Genomic DNA, 20,565 nt, shown 5'->3' on the forward strand with positions numbered 1-20,565 from the left:
ATGACAAAAAACTATCATTTTATTGGTATTAAGGGTTCGGGCATGAGTGCGCTGGCTCTTATGCTCCACCAAATGGGCCACAAAGTTCAAGGAAGTGACGTAGATAAGTATTACTTTACCCAGCGTGGGCTGGAGCAAGCTGGAATTCCTATCCTGCCCTTCGATGAAAAAAATATTACTGCCGATGTGGAGCTGATTGCTGGTAATGCCTTCCGTCCAGACAATAACGTGGAAATCGCCTATGCGGATGCGAAAGGCTACAGCTACAAGCGTTACCACGAGTTCCTGGGTCAATTCATGAAGGAATTTACTAGCCTAGGTGTGGCTGGTGCCCACGGTAAGACGTCAACTACAGGTCTCTTGGCCCATGTTATGTGCAATATCACGGATACCTCATTCTTAATCGGTGATGGTACAGGTCGTGGTTCTGCCAATGCCCAATACTTTGTTTTTGAGTCAGATGAGTATGAGCGTCATTTTGCTCCATATTACCCAGAGTACAGCATTATCACCAACATTGACTTTGACCATCCGGACTATTTCACTAGCCTTGAGGATGTCTTCAATGCCTTCAATGACTATGCCAAGCAGGTTAAAAAAGGTCTTTTCCTCTATGGTGAGGATGAGGAATTGCGTAAGATTACAGCCAATGCGCCGATTTACTACTATGGTTTCGGTGATGAGAATGACTTTGTAGCCTATGATTTGCGTCCGTCAACCACAGGTTCGCAGTTCAAGGTGCGCTACAAGGACCAGGAATTGGGTGAATTTCAAATTCCAACCTTCGGTAAGCACAATGTTATGAATGCGACAGCGGTTATTGCCAATCTCCATATTGCTGGTTTTGATTTGAGCTTGGTAGCTCAACACCTCAAGACCTTTGCTGGTGTCAAGCGTCGTTTTACGGAGAAAATTGTCAACGATACGGTTATCATTGATGACTTCGCCCATCATCCAACGGAAATCATTGCGACCATTGATGCGGCCCGTCAGAAGTACCCAAGCAAGGAATTGGTGGCTATTTTCCAACCGCACACCTTTACGCGGACCATTGCCCTTTTGGATGAATTTGCAGAGGCTTTGAATGGGGCTGATGCGGTTTATTTGGCACAAATCTATGGATCAGCGCGTGAGACAGATAACGGTGAGGTCAAGGTAGAGGATTTGGCGGCTAAAATCACGAAAAAAGGTGGGCTGGTGACGGTTGAAAATACTTCTCCACTCTTGGACCATGACAATGCGGTCTATGTCTTCATGGGGGCAGGGGATATTCAGTCCTATGAATATTCATTTGAGCGTCTCTTGTCAAATTTGACACATAATGTACAATAAGAAAAGGGACTGCGGTCCCTTTTCAGATACTAGGGGAAATAATATGGAAATTCGTTTTGCGCAGCCGGGTGACTTGCCTGGTATTTTGCGGCTGGAACAGGAAAATTTTATTCCTGAGGAGCAGATTTCAGATCCTGTTTTGGCTGTCTATGCTGAGAATCTTAGCAAGTCTAGCCTCGTTATGATTCACGAAGGAGAAGTAGTAGCCTATTTGTTAGCCTGTCCTGCAGAAGAGAAGTTGGTGACGGATGCTATTTTTGAGCTGACAAGCTCTGCTGACTTAAAAGGACGATACTTGCACATTGCTAGCCTGTCAGTGGACAATGCCTACAAGGGTCAGGGGCTTGGTACCCTACTCACGGCTGCCTTGAAAGAAGTCGCAAGGTCAAGAAATATGGAGGGGATTGCTTTAACTTGTAAGGAATATTTGCTCAACTATTATGAGCGTAATGGCTTTGAGGATATGGGACCCTCCCAGTCACAGTTTGGCGGCGGCCAGTGGTTTGACATGTATTGGTCTGTGCCATAACAGGGGGGGATCCAATGCAACTTTGGCATCAAGACTTAATTTCGGTACTTCCGCGCCAGCAATTGTTGGGACAGCATAGAAAATGTTGTGCCTTACGAGGTGCAGGTTGGGGACGTCCTCATGCGACGGTCAACTATGTCTTTACCCATTCTCCGATAAAATTGTTTCAATATTATAAGAAGAACATGCAGGAGATGGAGAATAGAGGTTACAAGGTGTCGGCCGAATGGCAGGAGTCGACCTATCGTGGGAAGAAGGAAGCGTCTTATAGTGAGGTTGAAGAAATTCCACTGACCATTCCTATTTATCCAGAGCATGACGCATTTTACTTGGAAGAATGTCTGGTCAATTTGCGGGACAAGGGGATTTTTCTGTAAATCATCCGTTAAACACAAAAAATCAGCCCAGAGGACTGACTTTTAGGAGATTTATGAAAAATTTTAGGATACACTTATAGTATAAAGGAATTTTCAGAATATTCATCGGTCTTAGGACCGATTTGTATTATTTTTTTTGAAGGAGGAAAAAGATGATTAGACAAGCTCAGTTACAAGACATTCCAGCACTGGAAAGCCTGCTTGAGGAGATTTTACAGTTTCATCATGTGGGGAGACCTGATATTTTTAGGGAAAGTGGGCAAAAATATTCGCAGGCAGACTTGACTTCCATGATTGGAAATCCAGACCAGCTAATTTTTGTCTATGAAACGGCGGGACAGGTAGTTGGGCATCTCTTTTGCCAAATTCAAGAGGCCCAGAGTCAGGTATTACAGCCTGTAAAAACGCTCTTCATCGATGATTTGTGTGTGTCATCGCAGGTTCGCGGTCAGGGAATTGGCAAGGAACTCTATGCTTTTGCTCTTTCTTATGCCAAGGAAAGTGATTGCTACAATATAACGTTGGATGTTTGGGCGGATAATACGAAGGCAGTCGCATTTTATGAGCAACTAGGGTTGAAACCGCAGAAGATACGGATGGAGGAAGTATTATAATAGAACTCAACTATTTCAGTTGAGTTCTTTTATAAATTCTCCGATTTTTTTAACGATTTCTGTTACTAAGGCATTACCCATGAAAAACATTCGCATTTTATCAGAAACGTCAACAATAGTTCCGTCAGAAAGTTTTTTCTTAGCTGTCCAAACGTCTGGAAAGTCTTGCAGTCGCTCTGCTTCAATAGGTGTAATGAGGCGGTAATGCCCATTGACTTTTAAGAAGTGGGTAGAGCGATTGACAGTCCCCTCTGATGTTAGCATAAAAAATACCCTGATTAGTCAGGGTGTAAAAATCGCACATGCAACCTTGGAACAATATCTGAACAGCCTTACAGATAGCCTGCTCTTTTACGCAGTTCCTCGGTTTGATGTAAAAGGGTGTAGTCTCTTACAGCGTCTAGAAAAATACTACACAGTAGACCTTGGTTTTAGAAACCTATTGCTCCCAGATCATCAGGAAGATATTGGACATATGATTGAAAATATTGTATTTTTGGAGCTATGTCGACGTTATAGCAAGGCCTATGTTGGCAATGTCGATAAGTACGAGGTGGATTTCATTGCCGTCACGGAGCAGGGGCATTGTGCCTACTACCAAGTCAGTGAAACAACTCTTGCGTCTGAAACGCTTGAAAGAGAATTGCGTCCGCTGCAGAAGATTTCAGACAGTATGTACTGACTATGGATACTATTCAACCCTATGCAAATTATGGCGGTATCGAGAAGATGAGCCTGCTAGACTGGTTAGTGGAGGCTTAAAAAAGAGTCACCCCTCTTTTTTTAGTTTCTTCTCATTTCTTCTAACAATTTCTGTGCTGTCTCCAGATTGCTGTGTTTTTTTTGGCGCAGGAGGTGGGCTAGGTGGTCGACCTCCTTTTCGTGGGCGCCGGCTAGCAGGGCCAGGGATTTGGCATGAAGTTTCATGTGTCCCTGTTGGATACCAGTTGTGACCAAGGCGCGCAGAGCAGCGAAGTTCTGGCTGAGACCGACAGCGGCTATGATAGAAGCTAGTTGCCGCGCCTGTGGATGTCCCAAAATAGCAAAAGCTGCTTGAACCTTAGGATTGAGGCCAATTGAACCACCGACGGTAGCGATAGGCAGGGGCAGTGTGATGGAACCCACCAGCTCCTCGCCTTGGATTGTCCATGTCGAAAGACCGCGATATTGTCCGTCGCGACTGGCATAGGCGTGAGCGCCTGCCTCAACCGCCCGCCAGTCATTTCCCGTCGCAACTACAAGGGCGTCAAGGCCGTTAAAAATCCCCTTATTGTGGGTGGCAGCCCGATAAGGGTCCACCTGAGCCAGTTTGCTGGCAAGGCTTATTTTTTTTGCCGTTTCTTGAGCAATGGCAGAGCTGATTGCTAGACTTGAGATGGCTATCCGACATTCTGCGGACACCAGGGACTCCGTTGCATAGTTGGACAGAATCCCCATCAAGGCCTGACCTTGCGATAGAGTTTCCAAATGTTCTTTTATCCCTTCCAACATATTATTTAACATATTGGCGCCCATGGCCTCTTGGACGTCGACCTGCAAGTAAACAATCAGAAATTCACCCTTTTGCTCGACGGTAATCCTTCTAGCGCCACCGCCTCGTTTGACAATAGATGGATGTGCGTCGTTGGCTAGTTGGAGCAGTTCTTCTTCCGCCTGACCAATGAGCTGACTAGCTCTGTTCATGTCAGGAACGTCGTAGAGTGCGACTTGACCGATCATAAGGCGGTTGTGGATAGTGGTGGAAAAACCGCCCGATTTGGCAATCATTTTTCCACCTAGCGAGCAAGCGGCAACGACAGAGGGTTCTTCCGTGACCATGGGAATGCTGTAGCTGACACCGTCAACCAGCAATTCAGGTACGACCGAGAAGGGCAAGGAGAAGGTTCCAAGGTGGTTCTCAGCCATTTTTCCTGCAACGGTTTCTGGGAGATTATCATCTTGCTGGAGAATGGCAATGGTTTTCTCATCTAGCTCATGAGCTTGAGCTAGCAAGTCAATGCGTTCAAGCCGCGTTTTTTTGTAATATCCTGAGAAATGGGACATGATTTCCTCTTTCTATATGAGAAAAGCACCCTGGCTTGGCCAAGGGTGCCAGTTACTGACTAGTTTTTGATATAGATTCGTCTGTGGTCTTGGATTTTAGCTAGAGCAAATGGACTTTGGTCAGCAGGCAAGTCAGCAGAAGTGCCTGTTTCGTCCAATTCAATTTCTTCAAAGAAGATTTGTTCGTATTGGTCCATGCTCAAGCGTGTCCGCTGGTTGAGCTTGTCTAGGCGGTCCATTTCCAAGTGCTCTTGGTAGCCTTCGACTAGACGGCCGCTAAAGATTTCACAGACAGCTCCGCTACCATAGCTATAAAAGAGGACTTGGTCATCTGCCTTGAGCGCTCTGCTATTTTCCAAAAGGGAAAGGAGAGAAAGGAAAATCGAGCCAGTATAGATGTTGCCGACCACCTTATTGTAAACGATGGCCTCTCGGAAGCGGTCAGAGAGGCGGGTCAGGGTTTCCTCATCCTTGGCAATGGCTTGGAGGCCCTTGAGCCCCTGCTTTGAGAATGGGATATGGAGGCACATAGCCGCGAAGTCGCTGAGCTGTTGTCCAGTTTTCTCATGGTAGTGGTCGAAGGTAGTAGTCAAGCAATCAGTGTATTGTTCGGTTGAAAATTTGCCATCAACACGCGGATATTTGTCATAGTTGGGACGCCAGAAGTCGTAGATGTCGCGGGTTTGGCAGACATTGTCATTGTTGAGGACCATGATGCGTGGGTCAGCAGTGACCAGCATGGCAACAGCACCCGCACCTTGAGTTGGTTCACCGCCTGATGCGATACCGTATTTGGCAATATCGCTGGCGATGACCAGAACTTTGGAGTCAGGGAATTGGTTGATGTGGCTTTTGGCTAGGCTGAGTCCAGCAGTTGCACCGTAGCAGGCCTCTTTCATTTCGATAGACCGTGCAAAGGGTTGAATACCTAGGAGTCCATGAATAGCCACGGCTGCAGCCTTACTCTGGTCAACACTTGATTCGGTACCAACGATAACCATGTCAATAGTTGCTTTATCTTCTTCGGTCAAGATGCTAGCCGCAGCCTGTGCCCCCAAGGTCACGATGTCTTGAGTCACAGGAGCCACAGCCATTTCAGACTGGAGCAATCCGATTTTAAATTTATTAGGATCAACAGAGCGGGCTTGGGCTAAGTCAGCCAAATCTAATACAAAATCAGGTGCCGCAAAACCGATTTTATCAATACCAATATTCATAAAAATTCCTTTGTTTACAAGTGATTTATCTTGTGGTCGCCTTGGAAATGATGAGGGAAATTCCCTGACCGCCTCCGATACAGAGTGAGCAGAGGCCTAGTTTTCCATTGCGTTTTTCTAGTTCGTGGATCAGCGTCACCAGGATGCGGCTACCGCTGGCACCGATAGGGTGTCCGAGTGCGATTGCACCTCCGTTGACGTTGACCTTATCTGCTGGGATGCCCAATTCCTTGACAACAGGAATGGACTGGGCAGCGAAGGCCTCATTGATTTCAAACAAATCAATGTCGTCCACTGTTTTTCCGAGTTTTTGTAGAGCTTTCTGGCTAGCTGGAATTGGTCCCAAGCCCATGTAGGCTGGGTCCAATCCGCTAGTCGCATAGGCCTCGATGAAGGCTAGAGGCTGGACATTCAACTCCTTAGCCTTCTCTTCTGACATGAGAACGAGAACTGCACAGCCGTCATTGATACCTGAGGCATTGGCTGCAGTCACCGTACCATCTTTTTTGAAAGAAGGGCGGAGTGTTGCTAATTTATCAAGTGGGGTCAATCGTGGGTATTCATCTGTGTCAAATATGACTTCTCCCTTGCGGGTTTGTAGGCTAATTGGGACAATTTCATCTACGAATGTGCCTTGGGCAATAGCCTGAGCAGCTTTTTCTTGGCTGGCAAAGGCGAAGGCGTCCTGTTCTTCACGAGTGACCTGATACCGCTCTGCAACATTTTCAGCGGTAATGCCCATGTGGTAGCCCTCAAAAGCATCCGTCAGACCGTCAGTCAGCATAGAATCTTCTAATTCCAAGTGTCCGAATTTAGCACCGAATCGGCTGTGCTTTGACAGGTAGGGGGCTTGGCTCATGATTTCAATACCACCTGCAACGACGACGTCATTGTCGCCCAGCATGATAGACTGGGCTGCGAGCAAGACGGATTTGAGACCGGAACCGCAGACCTTATTAACCGAATAAGCAGAAGTTTCTTGCGGAAGTCCTGCTTTGACAGCAACTTGGCGGGCAATATTTTGCCCCTGACCAGCAGAAAGGACATTGCCAAAGATGACCTCGTCAATGCTCTCCGCTGGGATATTCTTTTTCTCTAGCGCCTGCTTGAGAACCTGGGATCCCAAGTCGGCGATTTCTATATCTTTTAGACTACCTCCGAAACTGCCAATGGCAGAGCGGTAGGCAGACACGATAGCTACTTTATTCATGAGTACTCCGTGTTCATTATTATTGTTCAGTTCGCAAAGGATAAAAAAGTCCGGCATTTCTAGAGTGCGGAATCTCCTCTTGGATCTGTCGTGTTCAGCCTAACTATTATATCATGTTTTTGGCATAATGGATAAGAAGAAGGATAGGTCTGAGGGCTGAATTTTCAAGAAAAAATAATGAAAGCGTAAACAGCTTGTGGAAAAACTAGCATTTTTTACGCAATTCGTGTAAAATAGAGAAGTATAAGAGGGAAACCTCAAAATAAAAAGGAGAATCCATATAATGGTAAAATTGGTTTTTGCTCGCCATGGTGAGTCTGAATGGAACAAAGCTAACCTTTTCACTGGTTGGGCTGATGTTGATTTGTCTGACAAAGGTACACAACAAGCAATCGACGCTGGTAAATTGATCAAAGAAGCTGGTATCGAGTTTGACTTGGCCTTCACTTCAGTATTGAAACGTGCAATCAAGACAACAAACTTGGCTCTTGAAGCTGCAGATCAATTGTGGGTACCAGTTGAAAAATCATGGCGTTTGAACGAGCGTCACTACGGTGGTTTAACAGGTAAAAACAAGGCTGAAGCTGCTGCTGAATATGGTGATGAGCAAGTACACATCTGGCGTCGTTCATACGATGTATTGCCACCAGAAATGGCAAAAGACGATGAGCATTCAGCACACACTGACCGTCGTTATGCTCACCTTGATGGCTCAGTTATCCCAGATGCTGAAAACTTAAAAGTAACGCTTGAGCGCGCTCTTCCATTCTGGGAAGACAAGATTGCTCCAGCCTTGAAAGATGGCAAAAATGTCTTCGTAGGTGCACACGGTAACTCTATCCGTGCCCTTGTAAAACACATCAAGCAACTGTCTGACGATGAAATCATGGATGTGGAAATCCCTAACTTCCCACCACTTGTGTTCGAATTGGACGAAAACCTCAACATCGTGAAAGAGTACTACTTGGAAACGTAATTGGATGGACACCTGGACTTCGGTCTAGGTGTTTTTTGATGCTCGGATAGAATTATCACAACTTATAACTATGTTTGTATGACAACTGAATTCGTATATCAATAAATTATCAAGTGGATATATCCACAAAATGCTTGTGATTAAAATCATTCAATGAAAGACTCTTTTTGTAAGCGTTCCAATATGGATGATGTAGGTTTAGGAGGATGCATCAAAAGTGAACACAATATAATTAATATAATAAAAAAGAGAGGTCTATGTTAAATGAGTAAATTTCAAAGCAACTATTTGATAAGCGGCAACGTTTTTCTATTCGACGTTTTACTGTCGGTATGGCTTCGGTTGCGATTGGTCGGACAGAAAATGCTCACTTTGATGTGCACAGTCTTTTGCCAACTACAAGTTATCGATTCCGTGTGACAGCCCGTAATCCACTAGGTTCTTCAGAAGCATCTGAGGTTCTCGAAACCGATACAATTGCTAAAGAGCCAAGCTTGAAAGTAGCAATTGTCAATGCAACTGCAAGCACGGCAGAACAAGCAAATGAACCATTAACCAATCTTTACGATGATGATGATAATACACTTTACCATAGTGATTGGAACAATAATCGTGCTGTTCCGTCAAGTCTAGTTATTGATTTGGGAGAAAGTACAGCTGTCGATCACCTAATTTATCGTCCTCGCGATAACGCTGGTAATGGAAATATTACTGGATTGAGCCTTGAAATTAGTCAAGATGGTGAGACATGGCAAGCAGTCGGTGAACCAACAACCTGGCTTCGTAATGCGAACGAAAAAGCTGCTCTTCTACCAGAGGGGACCGTTACTCGCTACATCAAGATTAACTGGCTATCAAGTGTGGGTGGCTATGTATCTGGTAATGAGTTGACTGTCATGGCGCCAGCAGCAGTCGTTGAAGAAGAATTGGTGACGGAAAAAGGGAACCAGCTTATCACTATCTGCCAGCTTTGAGTTCAAAGTACCAGCTGCACCTGTCACTACTTCAACAGTAGCTAGTCCAGAACCGGCTTCAACTTCTGAACTCTCAATTCCAACTGAGTCAGTAAGTCCAGCTTCAGCAACTCAATCAGAATCTGCTAGCTTGCCAAATACCGGAGATAGTCAATCAGTCCTTGCTCTTATTGGTCTTACAGGATTTGCAGCTCGCAAAAGAAATCATAGTTGATAGGGAGTGTTCATGACCATTGGTCTCAGGGGCAATAGGAATTGAGCATCAACTATATAAGGTGGACCGTCCTTGTGATGGTCCACTTTTCATATCAGATATCAGATTTTTCATGTATTTTATGATAGAATTTAAGTATCAAATAAAAGGAGTCTAACATGGCAAGTAAAAAAATGTTGCACGCTTGTTTGCGTGTTGAAAACTTAGAAGCTTCTCAAAAGTTCTACGAAGAAGCCTTTGGATTTAAAGAAACCCGTCGTAAGGATTATCCGGACCACAAGTTTACCTTGGTGTATTTGGCACTTCCAGGTGATGAGTTTGAGATTGAATTGACTTATAATTACGATCATGGTCCTTATGTGGTTGGGGATGGTTTTTCACACCTGGCTCTCTCTTCCGATGATTTGGAAGGGGACAATGCTAAGCACAAGGCGCTTGGCTATCCAACGACAGACCTCAGTGGACTACCAGGCAATCCAGGACGATACTATTTTGTAACGGATCCAGATGGCTACCGTGTGGAAGTTATTCGCGCAGACTAAGAGATGAAAAGGAGTCGAAAAAGTTCGGCTCTTTTTTATTTTATGTAACTGTTTTCAGAAACCGAATATTGATTGAAAAAAAGTCGTTTTTATACTATGATAGTTATATATCTATGAAAGAGATTTACTTGTATGAGAAAACAAAATGTTGCGCTGTTGGTTGTCAATAGCATTCTTTTTTTAGTGTGCCTTGGCATGTTGGTCTTTGCTTATGGAAAATACCAGGAACAGGCCTTGAGAGATGACGTCAAACAGCTAAAATTAAACTATTCCAAGGAAAGCAATGTCTATCGTCAGGCTGGGAAAATCGGTTCAGAATTTGTTCAAGTTGCCATTCCAGAAGATGAAGCTGGGAATCCGATTTCGGTGATTCAGAAGGAGGTCCTAGCACTGGTGAAAAAGCAATTCGGCCAGGAAGGGCCTCAATCTAGAACGACAGGACTGCATTTTTTCAGTGTGGATAAGGAAAACTCTGAGTACAAAGACATCATAGCTTATCGGATTCGAACAAGGCCTTACAAGGTACGGGGAACCAAGTTGGTTTCTCAGAAAAAACAGGATGTGGAGCAGATTTTACTGACAGCGGAGCAAGAGGTCTTTAGTTTGAAACATTTGGTTGAGGACCAGGGAGTTTTTCGTGCCATTGTCTCATCTCATCTGCAGAGAGAATTGGCTAGTCAAGGCATGGAGCAGGCAGAAATCGACCAGCTTCTCCAGAAATTTGGCCAGGAAGAAGTGGAAAATCTATCCTTCAGCTACCGAGAGAGTCAGTTTCTGTTAAACCTGCCAGAAGGCTATCAAGTGGAGACCCTAGCCATTTCCATCTCAGAGCTCTATGATTGCTTGTCCGGCCATCATTTGACAGTCACAGATCAGGAAAACTACGACAAGTACCAAAAGGAAAAAGAAGAATTGGCCAATCAAAAACGGATTGCTCTGACCTTTGACGATGGTCCCAACCGCCAGACGACACCAAAGATTTTGGATATTTTGAAGAAATACAATGTTAAGGCAACATTCTTTATTTTAGGGAAAAATATTGCTGGCAATGAGGATATTATCCAGCGAATGGTGGCCGAAGGTCATGAAATTGGTAACCATACCTGGAACCATCCGAAGTTAACGGGCATCAGTCCAGAGGCTGTTCAGTCAGAAGTTGGTGACACCCAGGCTGCTCTGGAAAAGATTCTGGGCTACAAGCCCAAGCTCATGCGGCCGCCGTACGGAGCAGTCAATCAAGCGACCATGAATGTCATTAATATGCCCATTATCTATTGGTCAGTGGATTCCAATGACTGGTCCAGCCGGAATCCTGCGGTCATTCTGGAAACCATTAAGGCCAATACGATTCCTGGATCTATCGTTTTGCTCCACGATATCCATCCTACCAGTGTAGAAAGTGTCGAACCAACGCTCCAGTATTTTGCGAGCCAAGGCTTCAAGTTGGTGACTTCTAGTGAATTACTGGGGCAAGAACTAAATCCTCAATTGATTTATTACAATCAATTTGATGCCGGACCCGGCGCTTAAATAAGATCATATCTAACCTATGTTCACCATGAGCATAGGTTTTTCTTTGCCCAGAACCCAAGGATTTTCCGTAGGGAAAAGGAAAAGTTTGGTCTTAGAAACCGTTTACAAATCCAGTATATTAAGAGTATACTTTTAGTAAGAGTAAAATGGAGGATAATGCCTATGGTTAAACTCGTAACAATAGGTGGTGGCTCAAGCTATACACCGGAACTGGTAGAAGGAATGATTCTAAGACATACCGAGGTACCTATCAAAGAATGGTGGTTTGTAGACATCGAAGATGGCCGAGAAAAATTGGAAATCGTGGTAGAACTTGCCAAACGCATGGTCAAAAAAGCTGGTCTTGACTGGGAAATTCATGCGACCTTGGATAGGAGAAGCGCTCTAAAAAATGCAGATTTTGTGACCTCTCAATTTCGGGTCGGTCAATTGCAGGCGCGATACTTGGATGAGACCATTCCTCTCAGTCATGGATTTTTAGGTCAAGAGACTAACGGAGCTGGAGGTATTTTTAAGGCTCTGCGGACCATTCAAGCCTATAAGAGCATCATTGCTGATATGAAAGAGCTCTGTCCAGATGCCTGGCTGATTAACTTTACGAATCCTGCTGGCATGGTGACGGAGGCTATTGTCAATTACCTGGGGTGGGAAAAGGTGATAGGTCTATGCAATATTCCGATTGGGCAAAAGAAAGCTGCCGCAGAGGTGCTTGGTCTTCAGGAATCTGAGGTTATGACCCGCCATATCGGTTTGAATCATTTTCATTTTCATCAGGTTTGGGACCGTTTTGGAAAAAATCGGACCATGGAAGTGATGGAGAAACTCTATGGAAATCAGGCAAGCCGTCCAGCAGATGCGGTGAAAAATATCAGTAATCTGGAATTTTCAATTGACTTACTTCGGACAATTGGCCTGCTGCCGTGTGACTATCACCGCTATTATTTTTTGGAAAAGGAGATGTTGGATGATGCCCTCCAGCAATACCAGGCTGGGCGGGTGCGTGCCGCAGTGGTCCAAGAGGTAGAAAAGGAACTGTTCCAGCTCTACGCCGACCCTCATTTACAAGAAAAGCCCAAGCAGTTGGAGAAACGGGGCGGAGCTTATTACAGCGACATTGCCTGCCAGTTGATTGTGGCCATTTACAATGACAGCCACCAGGAGTTAACCGTTTCGACGGTCAATCGGGGTGTGATTCCCTATCTACCAGAAAATTGTGTTGTGGAGGTGACTGCTATTATTACAGCTCATGGGGCTATTCCGCTCGGCTGTCCGCCAAGTCCACCTCTGGTGACTGCTTATTTGAAGCTAATGAAGGAGATGGAATTAGCAACGGTAGAAGCTGCGGTGACAGGTGATTATGACTTGCTCTTGCAAGCCTTCTATCTCAATCCCTTGATTGCCAACGGGCCTAAAGCAGAAGAACTATTAAAAGACCTATTGCTTGCACATGCGGATTATTTACCGCAATTTGTATCCAGCATTGAAGCCATCAAAGCAGAAAGGAAAGTATAATGACAGAACAAGGGACATTTTATCAATTTCCAGAAGGATTTCTCTGGGGTTCATCCACCTCTGGTCCACAGAGTGAGGGGATAGAGCCAGGTGACGGAAAGGGCTTGAACAACTGGGATTACTGGTTTGGGATTGAGCCGGAGCGTTTCCATGGGCAGATTGGTCCGGATGTGACCTCCACTTTTTATAAAAACTATCAGACCGATATTGAGCTTTTGAAAGAAACGGGGCATACGATTTTTCGGCCATCTATCCAGTGGTCACGTTTAATCCCGGACGGTGTCGGTCAGGTCAATCCAAGGGCTGTGGAATTTTACCGGGATGTTTTTCAGCAGGTCAATGCCTTGGGTATCAAGTTGCTGGTCAATCTCTATCATTTTGACCTACCTTATGCTTTGCAGGAAAAAGGAGGATGGGAATCCAAGGAAACGGTTTGGGCCTATGAAGCCTACGCTCGGAAATGTTTTGAATTATTTGGGGATTTGGTGGACCACTGGGTGACCTTCAATGAGCCGATTGTGCCGGTAGAGTGTGGCTATCTGGGCTCCTACCATTATCCCTGTAAAGTTGATGCTAAGGCTGCAGTAGCGGTGGCTTACCATACTCAATTAGCCAGCTCCTTGGCAGTCAAGGCCTGTCATGAATTGCATCCAGACCATCAGATTTCTATTGTGCTCAATCTGACTCCTGCCTACCCAAGGAGTGACAGTCCTGAAGACCAGAAAGCTGCCCGCATTGCCGAACTTTTCCAGACCAAGAGCTTTTTGGATCCGTCTGTATTGGGGGCCTACCCAGAAGAATTGGTAGCCATTATCGATGAATACGGGCTCAGACCAGATGTTACAGAAGAGGAACTTGCTATCATCAGGGAAAATACGGTTGATTTCCTAGGGGTCAACTACTATCAGCCTCTCCGAGTACAGGCTCCGAAAGTAATCTTTGAGGAGGGTGACCTGTTGACGACGGAACATTTCTTTGCCTCTTATGATATGCCTGGCAAGAAAATCAACCCTCACCGTGGCTGGGAAATCTATGAACGTGGCCTTTATGACATTGCCATGAATTTGAAAAAGGACTATGGCAATATCGTTTGGCTGGTCACGGAAAACGGCATGGGCGTGGAAGGAGAAGAGGCCTTCAAAGAGGACGGCTATATTCAGGATGATTATCGGATTGAATTTATTCAAGACCATTTGATTGAGCTACATCGAGCCATTCAAGAAGGCGCCAATTGTAAGGGTTACATGCTTTGGACCTTTATTGACTGCTGGTCTTGGTTAAATGCTTATAAAAATAGATATGGCTTGGTTGAGCTGGATTTGAGCACTCAAAAGAGAATCATCAAAAAATCAGGTTATTGGTTTAAGGAAGTCAGTCAAGCCAACGGCTTTAGTAGGTAGGAGGGGGAATATGACAAACTTTGGATTTTCAATCTATCCGGAGCGACATGGCTTGGAGAAATGTCAGAGCTACATCGATTTGATGGAACGATATGGTGCAAGGAGGATTTTTATCAGCTTGCTCCAGATTGGGCCAGATAATTCCGAGGTGTTTGACCTGTATCGTTCAGTTATTTCCTATGCCAACCAAAAGGGGATGCTAGTGATTGCAGATATCAGTCCAGGATTCATTGAATCCTGTGGTTGGAAAGATTCCCTTATTGAAAAAGCGCATGCATTCGGAGTTGCAGGGATTCGCTTGGATGAAGCTCTGCCCTTGGAAGAAATTGTTTCTCTGACACAAAATCCTTATCAGCTGAAAATTGAGTTGAACATGAGTACAGATAAGAGATTATTGACAGATCTCTTGCAAGCAGGAGCTAATAGAGAGAATATAATTGCCTGTCATAATTTTTATCCCCATGAATATACGGCACTTTCGGAAGATTACTTTCTCGAAATGTCAGAGTTTTATAGACAAGAGGGGATTACATCGGCAGCCTTTGTCTCCTCGCAGACTGCAACAGAGGGCCCATGGCCCTTGTCTGAAGGGTTACCAACTCTAGAAGAACACCGTCATCAAGAATTAGCTCGTCAAATTGCGTGGATAAAAGCGACTGGTTTGATTGATTGGGTATTGATTTCCAATCAGTTCGTGATAGAAGAAGAATTAGAGTCTATTCAAGAGGTGCTCGATGAAGATGTTCTGACTTTCAGAGTGCAATTGGCAGAACACGTGACCGATATTGAGAGAGAGATTATTGATTTTAGTCACAATTATCGTGGGGATATCTCTGCTTATGTTATTCGTTCAACCATGCCACGAATTGTATATAAAGATAACTCTATTCCTGCTCAGACAGATGGATATCGCAAGGTAGAAGCCGGAACTGTCATCATTGATAATGACCTCTACGGTCGCTACAAAGGAGAACTCCACATTGTCATTAAGGAACTGGAGCTATCCCCTAAGGCAAATATCGTTGGAACCATACATCCTGAGGATTGGCCGTTGGTTTCCTTTTTGAAGCCATGGCAGGCCTTTCGCTTAAAAGTAGTTTAGTCGCAATCTTTCATCAATGCTAAGGAAAAAAGAAGAATAGTCAATTTCTTGTGTGTATGTTATTATAAATCTATAGAGCTACAGGGATTTTGAATACAGATTTTAAGTTTGGAAAGGAGGACGAGATGCTATCAAAAAAGGAGATTCGATTATTAGAATTTCTAATCGACCATCCAGATGATTACGTTTCTAGTTTGGAAATTGCTCAGCAGCTGCATATTAGCGACCGTACGGCTAGAACCTATCTGAAGCAGTTAACGGCTTCGCTACAAAATAGCGGGAGTCAATTGCTATCAAAGCCTGGTCTCGGTTATCATCTGCAAGTGGATGATTCTCGTGCATTTGAAACCTTTTGGCAATCCTCCCTTTCTTCCAAAAGGCAGCTGACCAATCTTCATTCGGTGGAAGAAGCTGTGGACAGGCAGAGATTTGTGCTCAATAAGCTCTTGTTTGAAGGACAGTCGCCAACATTGGCGGAATTGGAAAGGGACTTATTTATCAGTAAAACAACCCTGCACTCGGTGATTGTTGATATCCGAAACCTATTGTCATCCTACGATATGGAATTAAATATGACAAAAGCAGGTTTAGAAATCACTGGTAAAGAGACGGCGATTCGGCATTTTATCATGGATTATTTTTTCAGCGAACAGCTAGGGAAAACCTTATATGGACTCGTTGAGAATAACCTCCTTCCATCCATCAATTTCACAGAAATTATGAGGATTGTGATTGATGAATGTCGGGATGCCAGTCTTCGTCTATCAGATTTTGTATTGCAAAATTTGGTCCTTCATATCGCCCTGATGTTGCAGCGGATGCGGGCTGGCTCTGCAATTGAACGCTTTCCCATTTCAGAACAAATTAGTCGCTCTAAGGAATATCAGGTTGCCCAAAAAATTCTCAGGAAAATTGAAGGAGCCTTTGACCTATTGATTCCTGAGGAAGAAGCAAATTATATTGCCCTTCATTTGAAGGTTAAGCTGACGGAAAATCTGGCCAAAATAGATCAGGCAGAAGTGGCCTTGAGACAGCAAATTCAAGATAGTTTGCTCCAATTGTCTCGTAAGATCGGTTTAGAACTTTCTGCCGATCAGCAGTTATTTAAAGGAATTCTAGCCCACATGTTGCCCCTAAAAATCCGACTGGAAAATGGGATTGTCTTGGATAATCCATTGACGGAGGAGATTCGTAGGGATTATGCGGAAGTCTTTGACCTCACAAAGGAGGTCTTTGGACAAATGCCCCTCTTTCAAGGTTATAAAGTTTCAGATGATGAATGGGCTTATCTTTCCCTGCACTTGATGGCGGCAGTTGAACGGTACAATCCACAGCGAAAGACAAAGGTATTGGTCGTTTGCTCAACAGGTGTCGGTAGTGCCTTGATGTTGAAAAATCGGCTGGAGAAAGAATTTTCTTCAAGTATAGAAATTGTAGATGTGGTCAGCTATTACGAGGTGACCGAGGAGCGATTGTCTGATGTTGAGTTGATTATCTCATCTGTCAGTCTATCCAATCTTATCTTTATGACACAGGTTATCACGGTTTCCGTTTTTCTATCCGGAGAGGACGTCTCAAAGATAAAGCAACATTTGCAGCAAGGTTTGACTTTTTCGATGGGTGAGGAACATGGGGAAAATATGGACCATGTTCAAGCGCGTCAGATTGCTGAGGCGGTCTTTGGACCGAGTCGGATTGTGGTAGTCGATGAAAATAGGGAACGAATGTCCCTGTTGGAAGAGTTGACAATGAAGCTGAATGAAGCTAGTCAGCCAGGTTTTGTAGAAACGTTTTTAGACCAGGTTCATCTGCGGGAGACCTATAGCTCTGTAGTATTTGAAGAAATGTTGGCCTTCCCTCATCCTGCGGTAGCAATGAGCTATTCAGAACAGATTGTAGTAGGCATTTCTAAAGAAGGTATCCGTTGGGGTGAGGAGGGAATCGTTCATTTTGTATTCTTACTATCCCCTTCAAAGGGGCGAAATTCTCACATAAAATATATATCCCCCTGTCTGGTCGAGTTTGTCAAAGACAAAGACCTACAAAAACGGTTGTTGAACAATCCAACCTATGATGAATTAGTAACTATTTTTATTCCCTTAATACAAAAACATACTAAGATTAGTAGTGAAGAAATCTCCGACGGGAGAGAGTACTCACTACTTTTTTCATTCTCAAGATGATAAAGTAGAGGTGTCTTGTTAAGTCGAGGGTTCTTTTGACGCTAGACGTCGCGACAAAAACTGGCAAGACACCTGTTTTAGGAAGAATGTTATCAAAGTATGTGGGACGCCAGACGTCGAGTATTGAAAATGACATCGCTAAAACAAGGAATCATTCAAGACAAAGAGGTAGTATCATGCGAGTAGTATTTGGGATTGACGTGAGTAAGGTAAGTTCAGAAATAGCCATTCTAGTCAATGGCGAGAAGGTACATAACTACACCATGTCCAATGATGCCATTGGCTTTTCACGGCTACTTGGCGATTTGAGAACCGTCCACAAGCCAGAAATCATCTTTGAAGCAACAGGCGTCTATTCTCGTCGTCTTCAATCTTTTCTGGATGAACATGGCTACGCTTATACACGACTCAATCCCTTAGAAGCCAAGAAGCAACTGGATAGCTTGCGTGTGAGAAAAACAGATCAAATTGACGCCGAAAAACTAGCTCAATCTCAGTTTGTACTGAATCGTAAATCGACGTATGTCCAAGAAGAAGTCTACCAAAACTTGCGGGATCTCAGTCGTTTCTATCAGAATCTGACCGAGGACATTGTTCGGGCTAAAAACCGCCTGCACAAGGTCTTACAGGTCACTTTCCCTGAATTGGAAAATATCTTGTCAACACCAACTGGTGAACAATACTGGAACTTAGTTATAGCTTTTCCTTGTAAGGACTTCGTGCTTGAGCTAAGCCAGGATAAACTCTTAGAAAGCATTCGTCAATCCACTTCAAAACGGATTTCGGACAAGCGTGTGGCGTACTTAGCCGAAAAGCTGATAGCACTAGCTAATCAATCTTATTGTGCCGTCAAGAAAACCTCTCCAATGCTGGAAGAGGTCCGTTACTATACAAAAGAATTGCTTAGACTTTCTGAACAGAGACAGGCAGTCTTAGACGAAATGGTGGAACTAGCCCAACCTTTACCAGAGTATGACATTCTGCTTTCTATTCCTGGTATCGCTGAGACTACTGCAACAAGTATTATTGGCGAACTGGGAGATATTCGCCGTTTTCAGTCTGCCAATCAAATCAATGCCTTTATCGGTATTGACCTGAGACACTATGAATCTGGAAACTTCATCGCTAAGGAACACATTACCAAGCGTGGCAATCCCTATGCTAGAAAGATTCTGTTCAAATGCATTCACAATATCGCTTCAGCTAGTCACACCAATCCTTGCCATATAGCAGACTTTTATGAGAAACGAAAAAGGCAATCGCAAATGACTTCAACGAAGCCACACACGATTGCCTCCATACATCGACTCATTCGGACAATGTATTACCTCATTATGCATAACAAACTTTACGATTACGCTTCAACCCAAAATCGATAAAACTGTTTATGCTCTATCATTGTAACACCTTATCAAAAAATTTCAACATAAGGTGTTGGTTTTGTATACACTTTTTTCACTAAACTTTAGTCCAAAAGAAAACAATTTCCTTATTTTGACTATTGAACTCAAAATATTTTTCGTCAAATACCTTGATAGACTTGACAAATGGTAGAAAACAGAAATAGGAGGAAAAGATAATGAAAAACATTATGTTAGTATGTAATGCAGGTATGTCAACAAGTATGTTGGTAACTAAGATGCAAAAAGCAGCAGAGGAAAAAGGTCTTGAAGCTACTATTTGGGCGGTTCCTGTTTCTGAAGCTGATTCCGAAGTGGCTCAAAAGGAAATTGATGTTCTCTTATTAGGACCACAGGTCAAATTCCTCTTGAATGAATACAAAGGAAAATTTGAGCCAGGTATCAAGGTGGATTCCATCAATATGATGGACTATGGTGTTATGAATGGTGCTAATGTTTTAGATGCCGCGCTAAAGTTAATGGGAGAATAATATGAATTCTTCAGGCAATTTAGAATCCATTATGGGTTTAATCATGTATGGTGGTGATGCCAAAGGCTTGGCTGTCCAAGCAATTCAGGCTGCTAAAAAAGGCGAATTTGCAGATGCGCATGCAAAGCTTGAACAGGCTAATGATTCCTTGAATATTGCCCACAAGTCACAAACAAGTCTATTGGCTCAGGAAGCAGGTGGACAATCTGTTGAGGTATCCTTGCTCATGGTGCATGGTCAAGACCATCTGATGAATGCCATTACCTTCATTGATATGGCCAAAGAGATTGTTAGTTTGTACGAACGATTGGACAGCTAAACAATGCTACAGAGCCATCTGTGGGTATATAGAAAGGAGGAGGAATGGAAATCACAAAAACTTATCCGGTTTCTATTGATCGACTTTTCGAGGCGATAGTGACGTCCTTAAAAGAAGATTATCGACAAAATACTGGTGAGGAGCCGGCGGAAGTTGACTTGGTAGCTGGCTTAACCTACCAAAAACGATTTGGCGAGAAACATCAGCATAGTGTCCAAGTCACCCTGCTGGAGTTGGCCAGTCCATCCCTCTATTCTGTTCGATTCTCATCTAATCGAGGCAAGGAAACGATGACCTATCAATTGACTCCTGTAGATAAGGGACATACCAGTATTCAGTATTCTTATGGAGTGGAAGCTGCGGATTTTTTTACCAAGGCTAATTATTTCCTGATGGAAAAATTGATGGCAAAAAGTCTAGAACGGCAGACAGAGGCACAATTAGATGCCTTGGTTCGTTATGCCACACAAGAAGCCGGATAATATTTTTCAGAAATCAAATCATTTGCCCACTAGTTTCATAGAGGTACGTTTTCTGCAAAAGACTATTTTTAGGAATGAATCATGATTTGATTTTCTTTGTCTACAAATTGTCACA

At 43.9% G+C, this 20,565-nt stretch carries 19 protein-coding genes and 2 pseudogenes; 17 read left to right on the forward strand and 4 right to left on the reverse strand.

Features of this window, described 5'->3' with window-relative positions; all coding sequences use genetic code 11:
* The 4 genes from murC to NQZ91_09935 all read left to right on the forward strand — a co-directional run bounded on the left by murC (nt 1) and on the right by NQZ91_09935 (nt 2,852).
* Nucleotides 1–1,332 carry a UDP-N-acetylmuramate--L-alanine ligase gene (gene murC / locus NQZ91_09920; protein UUM57634.1) on the forward strand — a complete coding sequence of 444 codons (1,332 nt, stop codon included), beginning with the start codon at nt 1–3 and terminating at the stop codon, nt 1,330–1,332.
* Between the two features lie 43 nt (nt 1,333–1,375).
* Nucleotides 1,376–1,861, forward strand: coding sequence for a GNAT family N-acetyltransferase (locus NQZ91_09925; GenBank protein UUM57635.1), 486 nt, complete (start codon nt 1,376–1,378; stop codon nt 1,859–1,861).
* Between the two features lie 14 nt (nt 1,862–1,875).
* The gene (locus NQZ91_09930) at nt 1,876–2,238 is read left to right on the forward strand and encodes a TIGR02328 family protein (GenBank protein ID UUM57636.1); all 363 of its coding nucleotides are present in this window, start codon (nt 1,876–1,878) and stop codon (nt 2,236–2,238) included.
* Between the two features lie 152 nt (nt 2,239–2,390).
* Complete coding sequence (locus NQZ91_09935; protein UUM57637.1) at nt 2,391–2,852, forward strand: GNAT family N-acetyltransferase; 462 nt, start codon at nt 2,391–2,393, stop codon at nt 2,850–2,852.
* 15 nt (nt 2,853–2,867) lie between these two features.
* On the opposite strand, the pseudogene NQZ91_09940 reads toward NQZ91_09935, so the two are convergent.
* A pseudogene (locus NQZ91_09940) lies at nt 2,868–3,116 on the reverse strand (DNA cytosine methyltransferase).
* Here NQZ91_09940 and NQZ91_09945 point away from each other — a divergent pair.
* Nucleotides 3,115–3,614: pseudogene (locus tag NQZ91_09945) on the forward strand (ATPase). The pseudogenes NQZ91_09940 and NQZ91_09945 overlap by 2 nt on opposite strands.
* A 21-nt stretch (nt 3,615–3,635) precedes the next feature.
* Here the strand turns inward: NQZ91_09945 and NQZ91_09950 are convergent.
* Genes NQZ91_09950 through NQZ91_09960 form a run of 3 tightly spaced genes read right to left on the reverse strand, consistent with a single transcriptional unit; the run spans nt 3,636 to nt 7,322 of the window.
* Nucleotides 3,636–4,895 carry a hydroxymethylglutaryl-CoA reductase, degradative gene (locus tag NQZ91_09950; protein ID UUM57638.1) on the reverse strand — a complete coding sequence of 420 codons (1,260 nt, stop codon included), beginning with the start codon at nt 4,893–4,895 and terminating at the stop codon, nt 3,636–3,638.
* Between the two features lie 59 nt (nt 4,896–4,954).
* Entirely contained in the window at nt 4,955–6,112 is a 1,158-nt protein-coding gene (locus tag NQZ91_09955; GenBank protein UUM57639.1) for a hydroxymethylglutaryl-CoA synthase, read from the reverse strand.
* A gap of 25 nt (nt 6,113–6,137) precedes the next feature.
* Nucleotides 6,138–7,322: an acetyl-CoA C-acetyltransferase gene (locus tag NQZ91_09960; protein ID UUM57640.1), complete on the reverse strand. Its 1,185-nt coding sequence runs from the start codon at nt 7,320–7,322 to the stop codon at nt 6,138–6,140.
* Between the two features lie 283 nt (nt 7,323–7,605).
* Here NQZ91_09960 and NQZ91_09965 point away from each other — a divergent pair, with 283 nt between their 5' ends.
* From NQZ91_09965 to NQZ91_10020, 12 genes are all read left to right on the forward strand, one after another.
* Entirely contained in the window at nt 7,606–8,298 is a 693-nt protein-coding gene (locus NQZ91_09965) for a phosphoglycerate mutase (protein UUM57641.1), read from the forward strand.
* A 272-nt stretch (nt 8,299–8,570) separates the two neighbouring features.
* A complete protein-coding gene (locus NQZ91_09970; protein UUM58860.1) occupies nt 8,571–9,272 on the forward strand; it encodes a discoidin domain-containing protein in 702 nt (233 codons plus the stop codon).
* A 372-nt stretch (nt 9,273–9,644) separates the two neighbouring features.
* Nucleotides 9,645–10,028, forward strand: coding sequence for a VOC family protein (locus NQZ91_09975; protein ID UUM57642.1), 384 nt, complete (start codon nt 9,645–9,647; stop codon nt 10,026–10,028).
* Nucleotides 10,029–10,160: 132 nt separating this feature from the next.
* Complete coding sequence (locus NQZ91_09980) at nt 10,161–11,558, forward strand: polysaccharide deacetylase family protein (GenBank protein ID UUM57643.1); 1,398 nt, start codon at nt 10,161–10,163, stop codon at nt 11,556–11,558.
* A 159-nt stretch (nt 11,559–11,717) separates the two neighbouring features.
* Nucleotides 11,718–13,073, forward strand: a complete 1,356-nt coding sequence (locus tag NQZ91_09985; protein UUM57644.1) for a 6-phospho-beta-glucosidase — start codon at nt 11,718–11,720, stop codon at nt 13,071–13,073.
* Complete coding sequence (locus NQZ91_09990; protein UUM57645.1) at nt 13,073–14,473, forward strand: glycoside hydrolase family 1 protein; 1,401 nt, start codon at nt 13,073–13,075, stop codon at nt 14,471–14,473. Before NQZ91_09985 ends, NQZ91_09990 begins: the two co-directional genes overlap by 1 nt.
* Before the next feature lie 10 nt (nt 14,474–14,483).
* Nucleotides 14,484–15,575 carry a MupG family TIM beta-alpha barrel fold protein gene (locus tag NQZ91_09995; protein ID UUM57646.1) on the forward strand — a complete coding sequence of 364 codons (1,092 nt, stop codon included), beginning with the start codon at nt 14,484–14,486 and terminating at the stop codon, nt 15,573–15,575.
* A gap of 125 nt (nt 15,576–15,700) precedes the next feature.
* Complete coding sequence (locus NQZ91_10000) at nt 15,701–17,758, forward strand: BglG family transcription antiterminator (GenBank protein ID UUM57647.1); 2,058 nt, start codon at nt 15,701–15,703, stop codon at nt 17,756–17,758.
* 86 nt (nt 17,759–17,844) lie between these two features.
* Nucleotides 17,845–19,137, forward strand: coding sequence for an IS110 family transposase (locus NQZ91_10005; GenBank protein UUM57648.1), 1,293 nt, complete (start codon nt 17,845–17,847; stop codon nt 19,135–19,137).
* A gap of 200 nt (nt 19,138–19,337) precedes the next feature.
* On the forward strand, nt 19,338–19,649 hold the full coding sequence (locus NQZ91_10010; GenBank protein ID UUM57649.1) for a PTS sugar transporter subunit IIB: 312 nt from the start codon (nt 19,338–19,340) through the stop codon (nt 19,647–19,649).
* Between the two features lies 1 nt (nt 19,650).
* On the forward strand, nt 19,651–19,968 hold the full coding sequence (locus tag NQZ91_10015; GenBank protein UUM57650.1) for a PTS lactose/cellobiose transporter subunit IIA: 318 nt from the start codon (nt 19,651–19,653) through the stop codon (nt 19,966–19,968).
* 44 nt (nt 19,969–20,012) lie between these two features.
* Nucleotides 20,013–20,450 (forward strand): DUF3284 domain-containing protein, encoded by a 438-nt coding sequence (locus NQZ91_10020; GenBank protein UUM57651.1) that lies wholly within the window; start codon nt 20,013–20,015, stop codon nt 20,448–20,450.
* The last annotated feature ends 115 nt before the right edge of the window (nt 20,451–20,565 follow it).

Origin of the sequence: Streptococcus suis, assembly GCA_024583055.1 — a bacterium.
In the GTDB taxonomy this organism is placed as follows: Bacteria; Bacillota; Bacilli; order Lactobacillales; family Streptococcaceae; genus Streptococcus; species Streptococcus suis_V.